Origin of the sequence: Nostoc sp. NMS7 (genome assembly GCF_017115085.1) — a bacterium.
Taxonomy (GTDB): Bacteria; Cyanobacteriota; Cyanobacteriia; order Cyanobacteriales; family Nostocaceae; genus Nostoc.
The window spans coordinates 33,149-49,856 of sequence record NZ_JABXKJ010000137.1; the positions used below are offsets into that span (position 1 = coordinate 33,149).

The 16,708-nt window shown below is 46.5% G+C and carries 15 protein-coding genes and 3 pseudogenes; 6 read left to right on the forward strand and 12 right to left on the reverse strand.

Annotated features, from left to right (window positions below):
- Positions 1 to 15 precede the first annotated feature (15 nt).
- The 5 genes from HWQ38_RS14075 to HWQ38_RS14095 all read right to left on the reverse strand — a co-directional run bounded on the left by HWQ38_RS14075 (position 16) and on the right by HWQ38_RS14095 (position 2,850).
- Positions 16 to 315 (reverse strand): hypothetical protein, encoded by a 300-nt coding sequence (locus HWQ38_RS14075; RefSeq protein ID WP_292794494.1) that lies wholly within the window; start codon positions 313 to 315, stop codon positions 16 to 18.
- A gap of 43 nt (positions 316 to 358) precedes the next feature.
- Positions 359 to 997, reverse strand: a complete 639-nt coding sequence (locus HWQ38_RS14080; RefSeq protein WP_292794496.1) for a MarC family protein — start codon at positions 995 to 997, stop codon at positions 359 to 361.
- 266 nt (positions 998 to 1,263) lie between these two features.
- Positions 1,264 to 1,392: a hypothetical protein gene (locus HWQ38_RS14085; RefSeq protein ID WP_292794499.1), complete on the reverse strand. Its 129-nt coding sequence runs from the start codon at positions 1,390 to 1,392 to the stop codon at positions 1,264 to 1,266.
- Between the two features lie 138 nt (positions 1,393 to 1,530).
- On the reverse strand, positions 1,531 to 1,962 hold the full coding sequence (locus HWQ38_RS14090; RefSeq protein ID WP_292794501.1) for a hypothetical protein: 432 nt from the start codon (positions 1,960 to 1,962) through the stop codon (positions 1,531 to 1,533).
- Between the two features lie 435 nt (positions 1,963 to 2,397).
- On the reverse strand, positions 2,398 to 2,850 hold the full coding sequence (locus tag HWQ38_RS14095) for an Hsp20/alpha crystallin family protein (protein WP_292794503.1): 453 nt from the start codon (positions 2,848 to 2,850) through the stop codon (positions 2,398 to 2,400).
- Between the two features lie 614 nt (positions 2,851 to 3,464).
- Here HWQ38_RS14095 and HWQ38_RS14100 point away from each other — a divergent pair.
- The 4 genes and pseudogenes from HWQ38_RS14100 (at position 3,465) to HWQ38_RS14115 (ending at position 7,271) form a co-directional block, all read left to right on the forward strand.
- Positions 3,465 to 4,290: pseudogene (locus HWQ38_RS14100) on the forward strand (alpha/beta hydrolase).
- 512 nt (positions 4,291 to 4,802) lie between these two features.
- Positions 4,803 to 5,660 (forward strand): class I SAM-dependent methyltransferase, encoded by an 858-nt coding sequence (locus HWQ38_RS14105; RefSeq protein WP_292794505.1) that lies wholly within the window; start codon positions 4,803 to 4,805, stop codon positions 5,658 to 5,660.
- Positions 5,661 to 5,968: 308 nt separating this feature from the next.
- A pseudogene (locus tag HWQ38_RS14110) lies at positions 5,969 to 6,111 on the forward strand (IS4 family transposase); the annotation flags it as partial.
- A 101-nt stretch (positions 6,112 to 6,212) separates the two neighbouring features.
- Complete coding sequence (locus HWQ38_RS14115; RefSeq protein ID WP_292794507.1) at positions 6,213 to 7,271, forward strand: transaldolase family protein; 1,059 nt, start codon at positions 6,213 to 6,215, stop codon at positions 7,269 to 7,271.
- Between the two features lie 39 nt (positions 7,272 to 7,310).
- Here HWQ38_RS14115 and HWQ38_RS14120 read toward each other — a convergent pair whose 3' ends face one another.
- Both HWQ38_RS14120 and HWQ38_RS14125 read right to left on the reverse strand, forming a co-directional pair.
- Positions 7,311 to 7,946: a WD40 repeat domain-containing protein gene (locus HWQ38_RS14120; RefSeq protein WP_292794568.1), complete on the reverse strand. Its 636-nt coding sequence runs from the start codon at positions 7,944 to 7,946 to the stop codon at positions 7,311 to 7,313.
- Between the two features lie 173 nt (positions 7,947 to 8,119).
- Positions 8,120 to 10,972 (reverse strand): annotated as a pseudogene (locus HWQ38_RS14125) (NB-ARC domain-containing protein); the annotation flags it as partial.
- Positions 10,973 to 11,031: 59 nt separating this feature from the next.
- Between HWQ38_RS14125 and HWQ38_RS14130 the strand changes: the two are divergent.
- Both HWQ38_RS14130 and HWQ38_RS14135 read left to right on the forward strand, forming a co-directional pair.
- Entirely contained in the window at positions 11,032 to 11,178 is a 147-nt protein-coding gene (locus tag HWQ38_RS14130) for a hypothetical protein (RefSeq protein ID WP_292794508.1), read from the forward strand.
- Positions 11,179 to 11,252: 74 nt separating this feature from the next.
- Complete coding sequence (locus HWQ38_RS14135; RefSeq protein ID WP_292794511.1) at positions 11,253 to 11,999, forward strand: glucose 1-dehydrogenase; 747 nt, start codon at positions 11,253 to 11,255, stop codon at positions 11,997 to 11,999.
- Positions 12,000 to 12,153: 154 nt separating this feature from the next.
- Here the strand turns inward: HWQ38_RS14135 and HWQ38_RS14140 are convergent, their stop codons facing one another.
- From HWQ38_RS14140 to HWQ38_RS14160, 5 genes are all read right to left on the reverse strand, one after another.
- Positions 12,154 to 13,104: an L-lactate dehydrogenase gene (locus HWQ38_RS14140; RefSeq protein ID WP_292794513.1), complete on the reverse strand. Its 951-nt coding sequence runs from the start codon at positions 13,102 to 13,104 to the stop codon at positions 12,154 to 12,156.
- Between the two features lie 74 nt (positions 13,105 to 13,178).
- A complete protein-coding gene (locus HWQ38_RS14145; RefSeq protein WP_292794515.1) occupies positions 13,179 to 14,573 on the reverse strand; it encodes a mercuric reductase in 1,395 nt (464 codons plus the stop codon).
- A gap of 236 nt (positions 14,574 to 14,809) precedes the next feature.
- Positions 14,810 to 15,175, reverse strand: a complete 366-nt coding sequence (locus HWQ38_RS14150) for a hypothetical protein (protein WP_292794517.1) — start codon at positions 15,173 to 15,175, stop codon at positions 14,810 to 14,812.
- A gap of 28 nt (positions 15,176 to 15,203) precedes the next feature.
- Entirely contained in the window at positions 15,204 to 15,851 is a 648-nt protein-coding gene (locus tag HWQ38_RS14155) for a cysteine hydrolase (RefSeq protein WP_292794519.1), read from the reverse strand.
- A 142-nt stretch (positions 15,852 to 15,993) separates the two neighbouring features.
- The gene (locus HWQ38_RS14160; RefSeq protein WP_292794522.1) at positions 15,994 to 16,575 is read right to left on the reverse strand and encodes a nuclear transport factor 2 family protein; all 582 of its coding nucleotides are present in this window, start codon (positions 16,573 to 16,575) and stop codon (positions 15,994 to 15,996) included.
- Between the last annotated feature and the right edge of the window lie 133 nt (positions 16,576 to 16,708).

Here is a 16,708-nt window from a genome sequence, read left to right on the forward strand (position 1 = left end):
CCTTGCGCGTCTCCTTTAGGAGAAGGCGGGCGTTTCGCCATCGCTAATTGACTCCGAACGAGTATCGCCGAAGGTGGGTGCGAAAAAATAGCCCAGAAGCCGTGGATTGTTCCGATCCCAGGCACCACAAAGCTGCATCGCTTGAATGAAAACATCTGGGCGGTTACTGATAAAATGTTCACAAGAATTAGTAATAAAATTATAGGGAGCTTCTCCAAAAAAATCCTGACGACCCAGAATTTCATCTGTAAAACGGGAACAATTTTGTTTAAGCGGGCAATTTTGTCCTGGACACATCGTTATATCGTAAGGCATATATTTTTTTCCTCTGGAAAGGGACTTATTTAAAAGTTAAAGATTATTTAACTTGAATATAGAACGCCTCTTTCAACAAGGAAATAGAGCCATCGGCAATAAACCGCACACCAATTGCTAGGATGAAAAAACCAAAAACTCGATTTAAGGCTCCCACACCATTTTTCCCTAACTTCTTGATAAGTGGTTCTCCTAAGGCCAGGCACAGATAAAGACTTATACCTATTAAAACAATTCCCACTAAAGACTCAAGATAGTCTGCCCAATGCTTAAAGCTAATCGATAAACTAGTTACTACCCCAATTGCTCCAGGGCCACTGATTAATGGCACTGCCATTGGTGTAAAAGAAATATCTTCCTTATCTATAGCCTCATCATTTTCTGATGGAGTTAGTCGTTGACGGGCTGTAACCATTTCCCACGCTGTATGAGCAACAAGTAATCCCCCTGCCAGCCGTAGCACATTTAATGAGATTCCAAAAAATTCTAGAATCCACCTGCCAGCTACTAAAAATACAGCTAAAACTAAGACTACATTTATGGCAGTTTGTCTCGCCTGCCGATGGCGCTCAGATGATGTTTCCATCGCTGTTAAGCTGTAAAAAACCGGAACTGCACCGATTGGATTGGCGATTGGGAAAAGAGCCACAAAGGTTGCTAATGTATTTGGAATTAACGACATTATCAATATTTGAATATCTGGGTTTCCTAAAAGCAGAGTTTAGCAGACAGTGGGGGTGTCGTTGTACCCACTTTACTGCTTTCACAAAAAACTCCAAAAACCACCAATGCGATGCCCTTCGGCGCAGCGTCTCCAAGAGTTGGGCATCGCTCCTCCCAGGAATGAGGGGAGTGACTGACCGCCTCACCCGTTACGCCTCTGACAAAATTCTCCGCGTTCGCGTTTTGAATTATACTAGTGACACACTCACTTTGTGGTGTAGTATTTTACAAGCTAGGAAAAAAGAGCGATCGCCCATCCAAGCAAGGAAATATATCAGTAGAAGCGTAGCTTGCCGCCGCAGGTGTTACCCTGTGCCGTTCGCGCAGCGTCTCGTAGAGAGGGGCATCGCCCATCAAAAGTAGAATCTGAAAAAATACTCCGGCACTCAGAGGGATTAACAACGGATCACACCAATTGAAACCTATGTATGATTGTGGAGAATATTTTAAGTATATACACGGTTAAATTCCAGCTACTCTCTAAGGATTTTGTCATACTGTGACCAAATTGATGTGGTACTGTTTAGAGTCACTTTCAATACGTATAAATTCATTTAATGGATTATAAGTATCAAAATTTCTCAGATTTTCCTCTTTATTTACAGCATTTTCTAAATAACTTAAAGCTAATGTTGAAGTGACATAAATATTCCCGTGTTGTTTGAACCCTTCTATTACTTCAGCTTCCGGCGGATAATCTTTTACTAAATGTTCGGCTAGATACCCTTTTAAAATTATTCCTCTCAAGCCCGTTTCTTTGTAACCTTCCTTAGCTGTCATCAACGATATACCATCAGCATCGAGATCATGAAAATTATCATAATCCTCAAAAAACGGGCAAACAATTTTCATGAGATTTTTGACAGGATTTTTAACTTGACCGTAGTTTGGATCGTGCTGTTTTCTTCGTTTTGATTCACCCATGATAGCTATCCCCTAATTAATGCTAGGATTGTACTCCTTTCTACTTGAATCAGCTAGGTCAGGCATCGCATCCTTAAACTTATCAACAGGTGTTGGGGAACCCTATTAATAGTTGCGTTCCCCAACATCATGACAATCTTGAGCTTCTTCCAACCCAAACCAGCCCAACCAACAATTGACAGTTACGGTGCGCCTAATTCCCCAGTAGCCAGTGTATAGCGGTCATCTTGCTTCATTTTTTCCCCAAAATATCATTTGGAGTAATTGTAAAGCAATCACCTCTGGCATCATCAGGCGATCGCATTTTCACGGAAATAACTGTTGAAGTGCGCCGTTCTTAGAGGATGCATAGCGATCGCATACAAAAAAGCCCAGTCATCTCATAACTGGGCTTTGATTATCTCAATCAATCATTGTCGATAGAGTAGTTTCACACTATGCAGCAGGTTGTTCCAGATTAACCTTGACAACTTTGTTCTTTTCTTGCTCGGTTTTTGGCAGTGTCAGATTCAAGATACCATCTTTATAATCTGCGGTGACATTGGTATTTTGAACCCTAGCAGATAGAGGAATTACACGTTGGAATTTACCATAGTAGAATTCACTCGATGTTGTGCCCTTTTCTTCGGTTTTAGTTTCAGACTTGCGCTCACCGAAGACGTGAACAGCGTCTTCAGTGACTTGAATATCTAAGTCTTTAGCGTCTAGTCCTGGCAGTTCTAGCTTCAAATGAATCGCATCTTTAGTTTCTTGTAGTTCAGCAGCCGGAACCTTGATAAAGCCTTTTTCCAAGCGTGCAGATGGTACTCTGGTATCTCCAAATAAGCCGTTGATGTGACGTTCTAAAGTGTTCAATTCTTGCCAGGGGTTGTAACGACGAACTAGCATATTAGTTTATCCCTCGTACCAGTAGTAGTTTTTTGCTCAATTAACTGAGGATTTAAATCCTTGCTTTGATTTCTATATTATTGAGAACTAAGAAGCTTGTAAATTCGGTTATTCTCACCAAAGAATTGATGATTACCGCACAAGTTAGGCAGTAAAAAAGATTACGGGTTACTCTAATTTTGCGGTTCGGTAAACCCGAATAATAACTATTAATACCAATAATAATCAACTAATAAATCTGCTCTTGAAGGGGATTTGCTTTGACACTAAACTTTACTTTCCCCTACCCAAACGGTTGCCCCCACTGCTCCCACATTTCCTTGTTGAATGGACTGCGCCACTTCAAAAAAGCGCTACGAAAGCCTGTCTCAAAGCTGGATTTGTCTCCTTTTTCTGCACCCTCTTGACAAAAGTGCAATTACCTTAACCTCTCACTGATGTTATTTGGTTGATTTGTTCTACCAAACACATTTGGTCAATTATGCCTGCCACTATCCCGCAGTGGTGAATATCTTGTACTCTTATTTCTGATACTGATGATGTCATTTATCAAAAATGCCATCAATCTCTTCACTTACCTGCGGGATGTAAATTAGCCTACTGAAGAAAAACACATGAACACGATCACAGTGAAAGACGGCATAGAGATTTACTACAAGGATTGGGGCAGCGGTCAGCCCATCGTTTTCTCGCATGGTTGGCCTCTATCGGCTGACGACTGGGACAACCAAATGATGTTCATTCTTAAATCACGGCTATCGCGTCATCGCGCATGACAGGCGAGGGCATGGACGCTCAAGCCAAGGCGGCGACGGACACGATATGGATCATTACGCCGATGACCTCGCTGCGCTTACCGCGCATCTCGACTTAAAGAACGCCATCCACGTTGGACACTCGACTGGCGGCGGTGAGGTGACACGCTACATTGCTCGCCACGGCGAAAGCCGCATCGCTAAGGCCGTTCTCATTAGCGCCGTGCCACCACTGATGGTGAAGACCGCAGCGAATCCTGGCGGTCTACCTAAAGAGGTATTTGACGACTTTCAGGCGCAGCTTGCCGCCAATCGGGCGCAATTTTATTGGGATGTGCCGAGCGGGCCCTTTTACGGTTACAACCGGCCGGGCGCAAAAGCGTCGCAAGGCGTGATTGAGAATTGGTGGCGCGAGGGCATGATGGGCGGTATCAAGGCGCAGTTTGATAGCATCGTGTCCTTCTCCCAGACCGACTTTACCGAGGATCTTAAGAAGTTCTCTGTGCCGACATTGGTAATGCACGGCGATGATGACCAGATAGTCCCCTATGCCGACTCTGCCCCACTGAGCGCTAAGTTGGTCAAGGGGGCGGTATTGAAAACCTACAAGGGTTTCCCGCACGGTATGCCGACGACAAATGCAGACCAGATCAATGCCGATCTCCTCGAATTCATTCAGTCGTAAACGCAAACCACTTGGTTCTCAGGAAAGTCTCCATACTGCCGCTCCAAAGCGTCTAACCAAAGCCACGCAGCGAACCACGCCCCGCTCCGGGGCGTGGCTGGTATAGGCATCACCGTGCCCAAAGAGATAATTTGTAAGACATAGACTTTCTGGAGCGATCGCCTTCGCTTTCGATCATTTTATCGCTTGAGTTTTCTTATGAACTACTGCGATCGCTATCTTTTCCTCTATACGAGACGCACTGTTAGGTCACTTGAATACAAGATCACATAATTCAAGCGAGGAAAGTATAAAAGCGAGTGAATTTTGTCAATACCTCCAGGTATAGAAAGAAAACTTCTGATGATTAATAAGTTTTCGAGGAATATTTATTTATACTCATGAAAAATAATAAATGCCTCCAATTGGGGGTTATTTTTTGGCAGTAATTTCAGAAAGTTAACAGATGCGATATACCCTATTTTAAGGGGCTATTAACCCTTATGCTGAAGTGGAAAGTAAAAACAACAGCTATGAAATTTGTACAAAATCCTACCCTCCACCTTGGCTTACTGAAAGCTCTGATTGTAGCAATACTTGTATTAGCATCCGTAATGCCCCCAACTGTTCTAGCCAACGAGAGCGAAAAAGCGACATTCGACAGCACAACCACGCTCCAAACTATACTCACCAGCAGTCATCGCTCCGTTGCAAATCGTGACCGAGACAAGTACCGCCACCCAGCCCAGACCCTCAAATTCTTCGGTCTGCGCCCAAATATGACTGTGGTTGAATTGTGGCCAGGGGGCGGGTGGTATACCGAGATATTAGCCCCATTTCTAGCGGCAAAGGGGCAACTCATAGTTACTAACTTTGCTCCTAGCACGAGTAAACCCGCTTTGGCTTTCCAAGAGAAACTAGCAGCTCATCCAGAAGTTTTTGGTAAGGTCAAAGTAGCCCAAATCAATCCCCCAAATGAACTTACCTTAGCCCCAGACAACTCCGTGGACATGGTTGTTACCTTCCGTAATATTCACAACTGGGTCAAAGCTGGCTATGCCGAGCAAGTTTATGCTGCGGCTTACAAAGCACTCAAGCCAGGGGGCATTTTAGGGGTGGAAGAACATCGTGGCAAACCAGACATTTCTTTACAAGAGAGTATTAAAACGGGCTATATGTCAGAAGATGGGGTAATTGCTGCTGTGCAGAAAGCCGGCTTCAAATTGGTGGGCAAATCAGAGATTAACGCTAACCCAAAAGATACCAAGGACTATCCGGGCGGAGTTTGGACACTACCTCCGACCTTGAGCCAAGGTGAAAAGGATAGGCAACGCTTCCTTGCCATTGGGGAGAGCGATCGCATGACAATACGGTTCGTCAAGCCAAACTGATGATTAATGAAGAGGGCGATCGCTCCTCTATTCAAGGGAGGAAAGTATGGGAGTGATGTCTGCCAAGGGCTGTGACGCTCGTTGCACTAAAGCGTCTCCCCTTCTTCCAAAGCTATCCATTACCCGGATCTTTCTTAACATTTGCGAGAGCGATGTCTGACGACAAGCCGCTTTACGTCTACGCTCTCGTTTTTTCTAAACCTTATTCGTTCGTTGTTCATTCTCAATAAAAACCTAATTTTAGCGAGAAGACTCCGTAGTAGAGTTATTGTCTCTCACAACGACAACTCAAAAGGTATAATTCGCCCATGTTCGACATCCTATCACTGTGGAAGATGCCTGCTACCGGAAATAAATGCTACAACAATGCGGCTTTAGGTACTGCTTCATGAGTGCAATGCTAGCAATGAATGGGAGAGTGACGATGTTGGGGATCTCTCGTTGGGCTATCCTTTACTTAAATTGGGCTTTAACTGGCAGATATTGAGTGGTGAAACTTGAGGCAGTTTTGCAGACTAGTTCAGTGGACGTTTGAATCGTGATACGTGAGCTATGAATCTGTTGCAATCACTCCGTCGCTATGGACAATCGGTCTGGCTGGATGGATTTGAGCGAGGCTGGATTAGTCGTGGTGAATTGCAGCAGTACATTGAGGAGGATGCTTTGAGGGGTGTCCGATCAAATTTCCAAAGCTTAATTCCAGCAATTCAGGGACAAGAGTACGATCGCGATTTCAGTACATTGGCGCAGCAAGGGATGAGTCGGAGTGCGAGAGCGGCCTATGACTACTTAATTGTGCGAGATATACAATTAGCGGCTGACTTGCTGAAGGAAACGCATGTGCAAACACAAGGGCGAGATGGCTATACTCAGGTTAATCTGCCACCTGACACGCTGTTTGAGGCTGCAACCGCGATCGCCGCAGCTCAAAACATCTGGCAGTCAATCGGATGGAGTAATTTGTTGGTGGAAATCCCAGCCACGCAATTGATGTTGCCAGTGATTACACAATTGATTGGTGATCGGATCAATGTAAATGCAACATTGGTATTTTCTCCAAGCGTGTATGAGCAGATATTTGATAGTTATCTCAGAGGGCTGGAGAGATTGATGCGGCAAGGAGAATCGGTGAATGAGGTTGTTTGTTTTGTCAGTGTTGCTATTGGTCGTTTAGATGCAGTAATTGCTCCATTCATCCCTAACTCAGAGATATCTTTTGGCGTGATGCAAGCCAAGCTTTTGTACCAGCACTATCGAAACCTCTGCCGAAGTGAACGCCAGCGTTCGCTCCCTGGAGGGGCAAAACCACTGCGTCTGGTGTGGGATTGCACAGATGTTTCGCCGGAATCGGCATGGCGTTATCTTCAAGCTCTAGTAGTTCCTGAAACCGTTATGCTGCTATCGCCATTAACCTTAGAAAGGTATCGTGAGGTTTCTCTACTACTCACCAGTTTTACTGATGGTGAAAGTGCTGAAACGCCTCTGGCAAGGGTATTGCAAGAGATTGCTTTGGATGAATGGATTGACCAACTTTTGAGTGAAGAAATGGCGCGATCGCTCAACACATTTGATCGATTGTTAGAAGCGATCGATCAAAAGAGAAGGTGCTGAATCTTAGGTTTCGGTAGTATTTTGCTCCCGATGAGGATATTAATGCTCAATCGCCCCTAAGTCTTTAAGAGTGCTTCTTTGAGCCACTGTTAGCCCGGTTGCGCCTTGAATCTTCATGCCTTCATACAGGCGATCGACCGTCAGTGTGCTGATACAGCGTCCAGTCTGCACGTCCCAGAGTTTGATGGTGCGATCATCACTACCACTAAATAAGATTTGGCTATCGGAACTGAATATTACTGATTTGACCCAACTGGTGTGTTCGCCCAAGCTGTGGAGGCAATGCCCCGTTTGCAGATCCCACAGGCGGATGGTTTGATCATTACTGCCGCTTGCCAGGGTTTGACCATCGGGACTTATGGCAAGCGTCCACACAGCTCCCGTATGCCCCCGCAAAGTCTGCAAGCATGCCCCGGTTTGTACGTCCCACACGCGAATCGTTTGGTCATGACTGCCACTTGCCAGTTGTTGACTACTGGGAGCAAACGCCACTGTGAAGACGGCGTTCGTATGCCCCTGGAAGATTCTCAGGCACGCTCCGGTTTGCACATTCCACAGGCGTATGGTGATATCGTAGCTGCCACTGGCTAACCATTGACCGCTCGGATCAAAGGCGATCGCACGAAGACCGCTCTCATGTCCGCGTAACACCCGCAAACAATGATGCGTCTGCACATCCCACAGTTGGATGGTGCTATCTTCACTGCTGCTGGCCAAAATTTTCTCATCTGGACTAAACAGCACTGTCCAGATGCCGCGCTATGGGCTGACCACTGGTCAAGCTGCCCGGTTTGGATATGCCACACGGCGATCGAGTCATCATGCCGACTGCTTGCCAGCGTTTGACCATCGGGACTAAAGCTTAAATTAGTTAATGACGAAATCCAACGGGTCGGGCTGGAAAACGTTTTGTAGCGGTGAAGCGGTGTCAGATCATCATCCAATTGCAACTGCCACAGATGGATTGTTTCATTCTGACCGCTACTGGCAAGCCTTTGACCATCTGCACTCAGACTTAGGGATTGAATGCCACCCGTATAGCCCCGCAACGTTTTGAGGTTTTGCCCACTCTGCAAATCCCATAGCCGCACTGTATGATCTTGACCGGCACTGATTAACCATTGACCGTCGGCACTGATGACAAGCCCGTGAACATCGTGCATGTGACTGTCGAGTACATGGATAGCTTGCTCGTCCTGGACACTCCACAGGCGCAGAGTGCCATCGCGACTGGCACTGGCTAACCAACAACCATTCGGGCTAAAGGCGAGATCCCAAACCCAATCGGTGTGTCCCCGCAGTAGCTTGACACTAGTATTGATGAAACTGGGCTTTGACGGTCGATCGTGAGAGCGATGGCGGCTCCACAGTCGAATCGATCCATCGCGGCTACCGCTCGCTAGCAGTTGACCATCCGGGCTATATTGCACACTTTGAACGCCGCTGGTATGCCCTTGTAAAACACTCAAGCAATTTCCATCGCGCACATCCCAGATCCGAATGGTTGTATCGTGACTGCTACTGGCTAGGGTTGGCTGATCGGGTGCGAAGTCGACGGCGTAAACACTCTGGGTGTGCCCCTGCAAGACACGAAGGCACTGCCCTTGCAAATTCCACAAGCGCACAGTTTTGTCTTCACTACTGCTCGCTAGTTGCTGACCATCGGGACTAAAACTCACTGACCAAACACAGTCTGTATGCTCTGTAAGCACCTGCAAGCAGCGCCCGTTCTGCACATCCCACAAGCGTACCGAACCATCAGTACTGCTGCTGGCTAACATTTTCCCATCCGGACTAAAGGCTACCGACCAGACCCAGCCTGTGTGACCGGCAAAGGTGGTGAAGAGTTGGGTTGTGGTGATGTTCCAGAGATAGATTCTGCCGCTGGAATCCCCCACTGCGATCGCTTGACCGTCTGGACTCAGGTCGATGGACATGGCAAGACTGAGTGTTTCTGAAAAGACGGATTTGGCTAAATTGGCATTCTGAAAATTGACCCCAGCTAAATCAACTTGCCGTAAGTCGGCTTGCTGCACGACGAGATCAGAAAAATCTGAGCCGCGCAAATCCACCTGAAGCTGCACCAACAGGTTGATCAGATTGCCTGCAACGTAACCTGGCTTTTTTCGCTGTTGTGTCAATAATTGCCGTGCCTGCGTCGCGATTGCTGCCACACTGCCAAAGCGAGACAGAAGCTGCTCCATTACGGGTTGCACAATTAATCGAGCTTGAATCTCTCGCACATAATCTTTCGCCTGCACTCGAATCAAGGTATGGGTTCGCAAAAAGTTAATTTGAGCAGTCTCGAACTCGGCACAAACTTGCTGCACAAATCGTTCTGTGACATATTCCATCACGACTGGCTGCAAGAACAATAACCCATCCGTTTTTTCAATGAGAGATCGCCGAAGCAGCGCGTTGATCAGATTGGGTACAGCTTTTTGGCAAGCAGGATCAATCACATTGTCCTGTAGGTCTGCGATCGAGACTGCCTCTCGACAAATTGCCAGCCAGAACATCACCTGCTGTTCATTCTGGGGTAAGCGATTGAACTGACGCTCCAGCAGATCGCGGATGTCGGCAAACACCGGAATCCCCTGATCGAGATACGTTAACAACTCTGTAACGCTGCCGTTAAACAAGTCCTGAGTTGCGGCTGCCACCAACTTCAGTGCTAGAGGATTACCCCCATAGTGATGGATCAAGTTCTGCCATTCGGCTTCTGAACCTGTGAATGCTCCTTTTTGGCGAAAGATGGCACGTCCATCAGCGGGTGTCAGTCCACTCAATGTCAGCGATCGCACCAGCGTATGTTCGCCTTCCATCAGCGCCATTTCTCGTGGCTTTTCTCGACTGGTGAGCAATAAACAACTTAGGTGCGGCGTTTCGCCAATGGTTCTGAGCAACTGTCCATAGCCTTCATAGCCCGATCGCCACTGCCCGACCTGCTCACTGTGCAAAATGATTTCAGCATTATCCAGCATCAATAAACACCGACGTGATCGCAGAGACTGGATCAATTTCGAGAGCTTTTCACCGAGCGTGGTGGGAAGGACGGGATCTTCTCCCTGGAGAGGCATGAGAAATTTTAATACGCTCGCTAGAAGTTCATCTAGTGGTGGCGCGTTGGCGAGCGATCGCCACACCACGCTCTCAAATTCCATCTGCATTTGCAGCGCCGCTTTGACCACAATCGTACTTTTACCAGTGCCCCCAATGCCCAACACCCCAACCACGCGACAGCGCTCAGACACGACCCACTGCCACATTTGCGCCAGTTCTGCCTCGCGCCCATAAAATACCGAGGCATCCACCGCAGTGTCCCAGTCCTGTTGGAAATTTGCCCATCGGGTTTGGGACGTTTCATTTAGTGCAACAGGGGATGTAAAATCTGCTTTTGCTAATGCCAACCCAAAGGCTTGGAAGAGATGCTCCAACGACTGGCGATCAACCCCCAGTTCGCGCTTGAAAATTCGGATGAGGGTATTGAGGGAGAGTCCGGTGCGATCGCTAAGATCTTCCTGGGTGAAGTGCTTCCCCCAGGTTTCGTTTGTTTCCGCCTGCTGTTTTGCCGTTTGAAACCGCTGCCACCCCAGGGGTGATAGGATGACCCCTCGCACTCGCCCAGCAGCAGGTCGCCCCCGTCCAGATTTTGACGCATTGGAATACATAGGTAAGCTGATGGTGCAAAAGAGCAGCATGAGTCTTCCCCTCAATAGTACCGTGCGTTGTTCTGATGCCGAAGGTTTTGTTGATACAAATGCATCAGCAAATCATCTCAATTAAGAAAATCGGTTTAACCGTCCCCGAATCACTTCCAGCTGCTTGCCTCCAATGCATCACGATTAAATTGCGTTTTAAATCAGAAAACTTGAGTGGTCTGCATGGAGCGATCGCTAAAGAATGAGCATAAGCAACATTTGCTTATCAAAGTCGCCAACCTAAGCAGAAGCAATTTACTAATTTGAGGATATTAAGACTATGAGCAAGCTCACAGGTAAGGTAGCAGTCGTTACAGGCGCATCTAAGGGCATCGGTGCTGCGATCGCTAAATCACTCGCTGCCGAAGGCGCGGCCGTCGTCGTCAACTACGCCTCTAGCAAATCTGGTGCAGACAAAACGGTCAGTGAGATCACCGCAGCCGATGGCAAGGCTGTCGCCGTGGGTGGTGATGTCTCCAAGGCTGCTGAGGCACAGGGCATCATTGACGCCGCCATCAAGCACTACGGACATCTCGATATCCTCGTCAATAACTCTGGCGTCTACGAGTTCGCTCCGATCAAGGACATCACCGAAGACAAGTTCCATAAGATATTCAACATTAACGTACTTGGTCTTCTGCTCGTAACGCAGGCAGCCGTCAAGCACCTGGGCGAAGGTGCCAGCATCATCAACATCGGCTCTGGCGTCAGCCGTATTACACCTCCAAACAGTGTGATTTATACCGGCACCAAGGGCGCTGTTGATGCCATCACGGGTGTACTCGCAAGGGAACTCGGACCGAGGCAGATCCGCGTCAACTCTCTTAACCCCGGCATCGTCGAAACCGAGGGTTCAGTAAGTGCTGGCTACATCGGCTCTGACTTCGAGAAGGCATTCATTGCTCAGACACCGCTTGGTCGCGCGGGACGACCCGGAGACATTGCCTCTATTGCCGTTTTCCTGGCATCAGACGATGCTGGCTGGCTCACCGGCGAACAACTGCTCGCTACCGGAGGCCAGCGCTAATCCATACGGGTAACTCTGTGACTTAAAGTAAAAGCTTGCCGTTGCGGCAAACAATTCCTTTAAGTCACAAACTCATGTATTGTGTTGTTCTACTTGATGGCAAAGGTATTGTTCAAGATACTGTATTTTCAACCATAGCCGCACCCAATTTATTTTAATTATGCAAAGAATTATGGGCTTCATTGAGTTTGTTGGCTGATTCTTCTAATAAGCGTTGTTCAAGAGCATTTCTTGATAACAGCAGTTGGCGCTCAATACCTGTTGAGCCAATGATACATGGAAGTCCAAGAACAACTTCACTGCCAACTCCATAGTTAGAATCTGCTCTAGCCGATACTGGAAATATCTGCTTTTCATCTCGCAGGATGGTATCAACTAACTGACAAACTACTGTTGATATACCATAGCTTGTATTTCCTTTGCGTTCAAAAATGTTATAGCCTCGTTTACGAGTTAACTGCGCGTACTCTTGCTGAATTTGTTCTAGCGTTGTTCCTTGTGGTATGGGAAATTCAGTTAACAGAATTCCCCCAATAAATGCACTAGACCAAACGACAAATTGACTATCTCCATGCTCTCCAATCACATAAGCATGAATGTCTTGTTTGGCAACATTCAGTTGCTTTCCAAGTTGATATCTCAGTCTAGCAGTATCAAGAACGGTTCCCGAACCGAAAATTAGGTTTTCTGCTCTGGTGGAAGTAGCTTGAGCAATCCGCGTTAGTACATCCACTGGATTGCTAATGATAATTACGATTGAATTCGGTGCAACTCGATCCAATTCTTTGATTGTCGAACGTATAATCTGTGCATTGTCGCTCAATGTATCTAATCGCGTCTGTCCTTGTTTTTGCTGCACCCCAACAGTCACAATAATGATATCTGAATCAGCTAAATCTTCATACTGATTTGATGGTATAATCTCCATCTCTTTAAGTAGGGGAATGCTGTCTTCAATGTCCCATACTTGTCCTTCAGCTTTTGATAAGGTTCGGTCAAAAAGGACAACCCTTACACATCTACCGAGTAAAACTAAAGCATTTGCAACGTCTGCACCTACATTACCTGCACCAATAATACCGACTTTAGATGTTTTACTAATCATGCTATATCTACTTGATCTTCAAGAATGAAATGTCGTTTATTTGGTAAGTCCTTGGGTCTGCAATTGCTGTATGCTTACAACTTGGAAAACAATATATTTAACCCTTCAGTCATCGTGGGATGAGTCAAAATACCATCGCGCAGAACGGTGTAGGGCATCTGAGCTTGCATCACCATCTGCACTGTTGAAATCACTTCACCTGCTTCATGACACAACAGGGAACACCCTAGAATACGACCTGTATCTGTATCCACGATCGCCTTTAGCAGTCCATCGGTTTGACCGAGCGTTCTTGCTCTAGGAACGGCTGACGCATCCACCTTCGCTACGCGGATTGTATATCCTTGTTGCTGTGCTTCAGTTTCAGTCAAACCCACATGAGCCAGTTCTGGATCGATGAACAGACAGGATGGAACCAATCGATCCAGTGTACTACGGTTGCCCCCATCAATTAAATTAGCTTTGATAATGCGATAATCATCGAGCGATATATGGGTGTATTGCGGCCCGCCATTAATATCGCCTAACGCCCAAATCCCCGGAATGTTCGTCTCCAGGCGATCGTTAACTTGAATAAATCCGCGTGTATCGGTTGCCACACCTGCAGCAGCTAAATTTAAGCTATCGGTATTGGGCGCACGACCAACGGCGACGAGCAAATGCGACCCTTGGAGGGTGATTTCACGATCGGCAACTTGGATTTGCAGGATGGTTTCATTACCAGTGCGATCAACCCTTAACACCTTCGCCTTCAGCAAGAATTCAATACCATCTTGTTCCAGTAATGTTTGAACTGCGATCGCTATATCTGGATCTTGCTGTGACAGGATTTGCTCACTTTGCCCAATGACAGTAACGCCAGAGCCAAAGCGCCGAAACATCTGGGCAAACTCCAAACCAATGTAGCCACTACCAAGCACGATTAGGTGTTTCGGTAGGTGTTCTAGCTCCATGATCGACTCACTTGTCAAAAACTCAACTTCTGTGAGTCCAGGTATGGATGGAATTAACGGTCGTGTGCCTGTATTAATAAATAAGCGTTCGGCGGTAAGTAAGCGATTGTTCCCCTCAGTCGTCGTGACTGCGATCGTTTTGGGCGCAACAAACTTTGCTTCGCCAATAATCAAGTTGTTATCCAGAGCCGTTTCTAAATTGTGCAAGTTCATTTCACGGGCAGATTGCACAACCGATCGTTTTCGTTGGATCACCTCTGCTAAATTAACGGTGGGTGTATTGGTTTTAACACCATAAGCAGCACTGTTTCGCACTGTGTTTGCCACATTGGCACTCGCTACCATAGTTTTAGTAGGAATGCAGGCAGTATTAATGCACCCACCACCAATCATATTTAAACTGCGTTCAACCAGAGCAGTTTTACGTCCGTCAGCAACCAGCGCTGGTGCAAGTGTTTTACCCGCTTTGCCGCCGCCGATAATAATATCGTCATAGTGTTGAGTGTCCACTTCCATATCCTTTGGGTTTGATCAGGTGAATACGATTTCTAGAAGGTGTTATGAATTTCAGAAAAACTGGCTGACTAAGAGGCTTTTAGCGATAACGTATTTGCCCTAGTACTGTGTCAATAAATAATTGATGGATAAATTAAGAGTAGAGACGGCGATAAATCGCGTCTCTTTAACCGTCAAAATGAATTTGACAGACTACTAGCTGGGTTTCCAAAAAGTGCTAACACCCACTAGAAGATTCAACTTTTTCTACAAGCTTGCTTCATCAAGATACGGTTCTTTTTATACACCTCTAAAGTTCCAGACTGCGGGTTATCCAACGTGCCATCCCACACCCAATATTCATAAATTCCATTCCGAAACTTATACACTCGAACACCTTCTGTCGCTTTGGTAGTTCCTTTACCCAAACTTAAATTACCGTTGGGATTGGTCGCGCGATAGAGCAGTTCGCCTGAAGTATAATTCCGCCAAATATTGATGTTATAACCACCCTGGCATTTTGTACTCAGGACGATGCTAGCAGTAGAATCAGCAGAAGCTCTTAAGGAAAAATTAGCTAAGATACTGATTGGCAGAGCAAGAAGTAACGCGGATGTTTTCATAAGTGTTGTAAGATTAATGAGTTTGACATTACTCGATTGCTGCAACAACTTCATCTGTAGAAAGGACTGCATTGGCGATATACCCAAAGTTGATTAGTGCTGCCTTATAGCCATCACCCAGTTGCGGATGTCGAGGAGCAGCTGTTGCATCCTTGACGACAACGACCTGGAATCCCTGCTCAAGCAATTCGCGTAGGTGAGCTTCAACACAAAGATTTGCCAACATTCCCAGTAGAATGACTTTGCTGATGTTGCGTTTACGCAGTTGCAAAACAAGGTCGTTGGTTTGCGGCCCATAGACTTTGTGGGGACTGGCGACAATCGTCTTGCCATCCTCAATGAAGGGCTTATAGCGATCAAGCCAGTCAGCACCCGATCCCAGAAATCCATCTAGGCTCAACGCGCCACGGCGATCGAACTCCTTAACCTCAAGCATCATTTGCTCTAGGTTTCCGGCAAATTTCCAACTATAGTCGGTGGGGTAGTAATAGTGAGGGGAGATAAAAACCTCGAATTCATTCTGCTTCGCGGCTTTGAAGATTCGCTCAATGTTTTCGATGGTCTTGTTATCCTTAACACTCTCACCCACCAAATCCCAGGAAACCCCTTTTTCGCTCAAGACATCGTTTTGCGGATCGATGACGACTACTGCGGTGTCATTCTTGTTGATGTTCATGGTTTTTCTCCTTGCTTGTTGATTTTCACCGTTCTCCTTCTTAAAAACCACCCGCGATATGCAGCGTTTTCCCAGTGATTCAAAAGCTGAATGCAAGTATGAAGAGATTGCTAGCGCCATCAGCCTAGTTAAAACAGGCTTTTCAAAGATTGAGGTCTGACAATCCGGGATGATTGTCAGGACGACGACCTAGTATCCAGTGGTATTTGCGATCGCTCTGGTGAATTGGCAGGTCGTTGATGCTGGCAATACGCCATCGCATGAATCCGTGTTCGTCAAACTCCCAATTTTCATTGCCATAGGAACGGAACCAATTGCCAGCATCATCATGCCATTCGTAAGCAAACCGGACAGCAATTCGGTTGTCTTGAAAAGCCCAAAGCTCTTTGATCAGACGGTAGTCCAATTCTTTAAGCCACTTACGTGTCAAGAACTGAATGATCGCCTCACGACCAGATAGAAATTCTGAGCGGTTGCGCCAAATGCTATCCGACGTGTAAGCGAGTGATACTAGTTCAGGGTTACGTGTGTTCCAAGCATCCTCTGCTATTCTGACTTTTTGGATAGCGGATTCATTATCAAAAGGCGGCAGGGGTAGTCGATAATTTTCAGGGTTGTTCATAGTATGTAAGCGGTAGAATCGCGATTCTCGTTCCGAGAGGCAACTCTTGGAGACGCTTTGTGTAGCTTGCTTCCACGGAGTGGTACGCCAACGTCTCAGCATGGTTGGATTAAAATTACAGCAGATTTAAAGTTGGTAAAGTACACAAACTAAGTCCCAAAGCCAGGTATGAACCCTGTTTTACTTCTGATTCTGCTGTAAGTGCGTGCCGACCGAATTACCTCAAAAGCAGTTT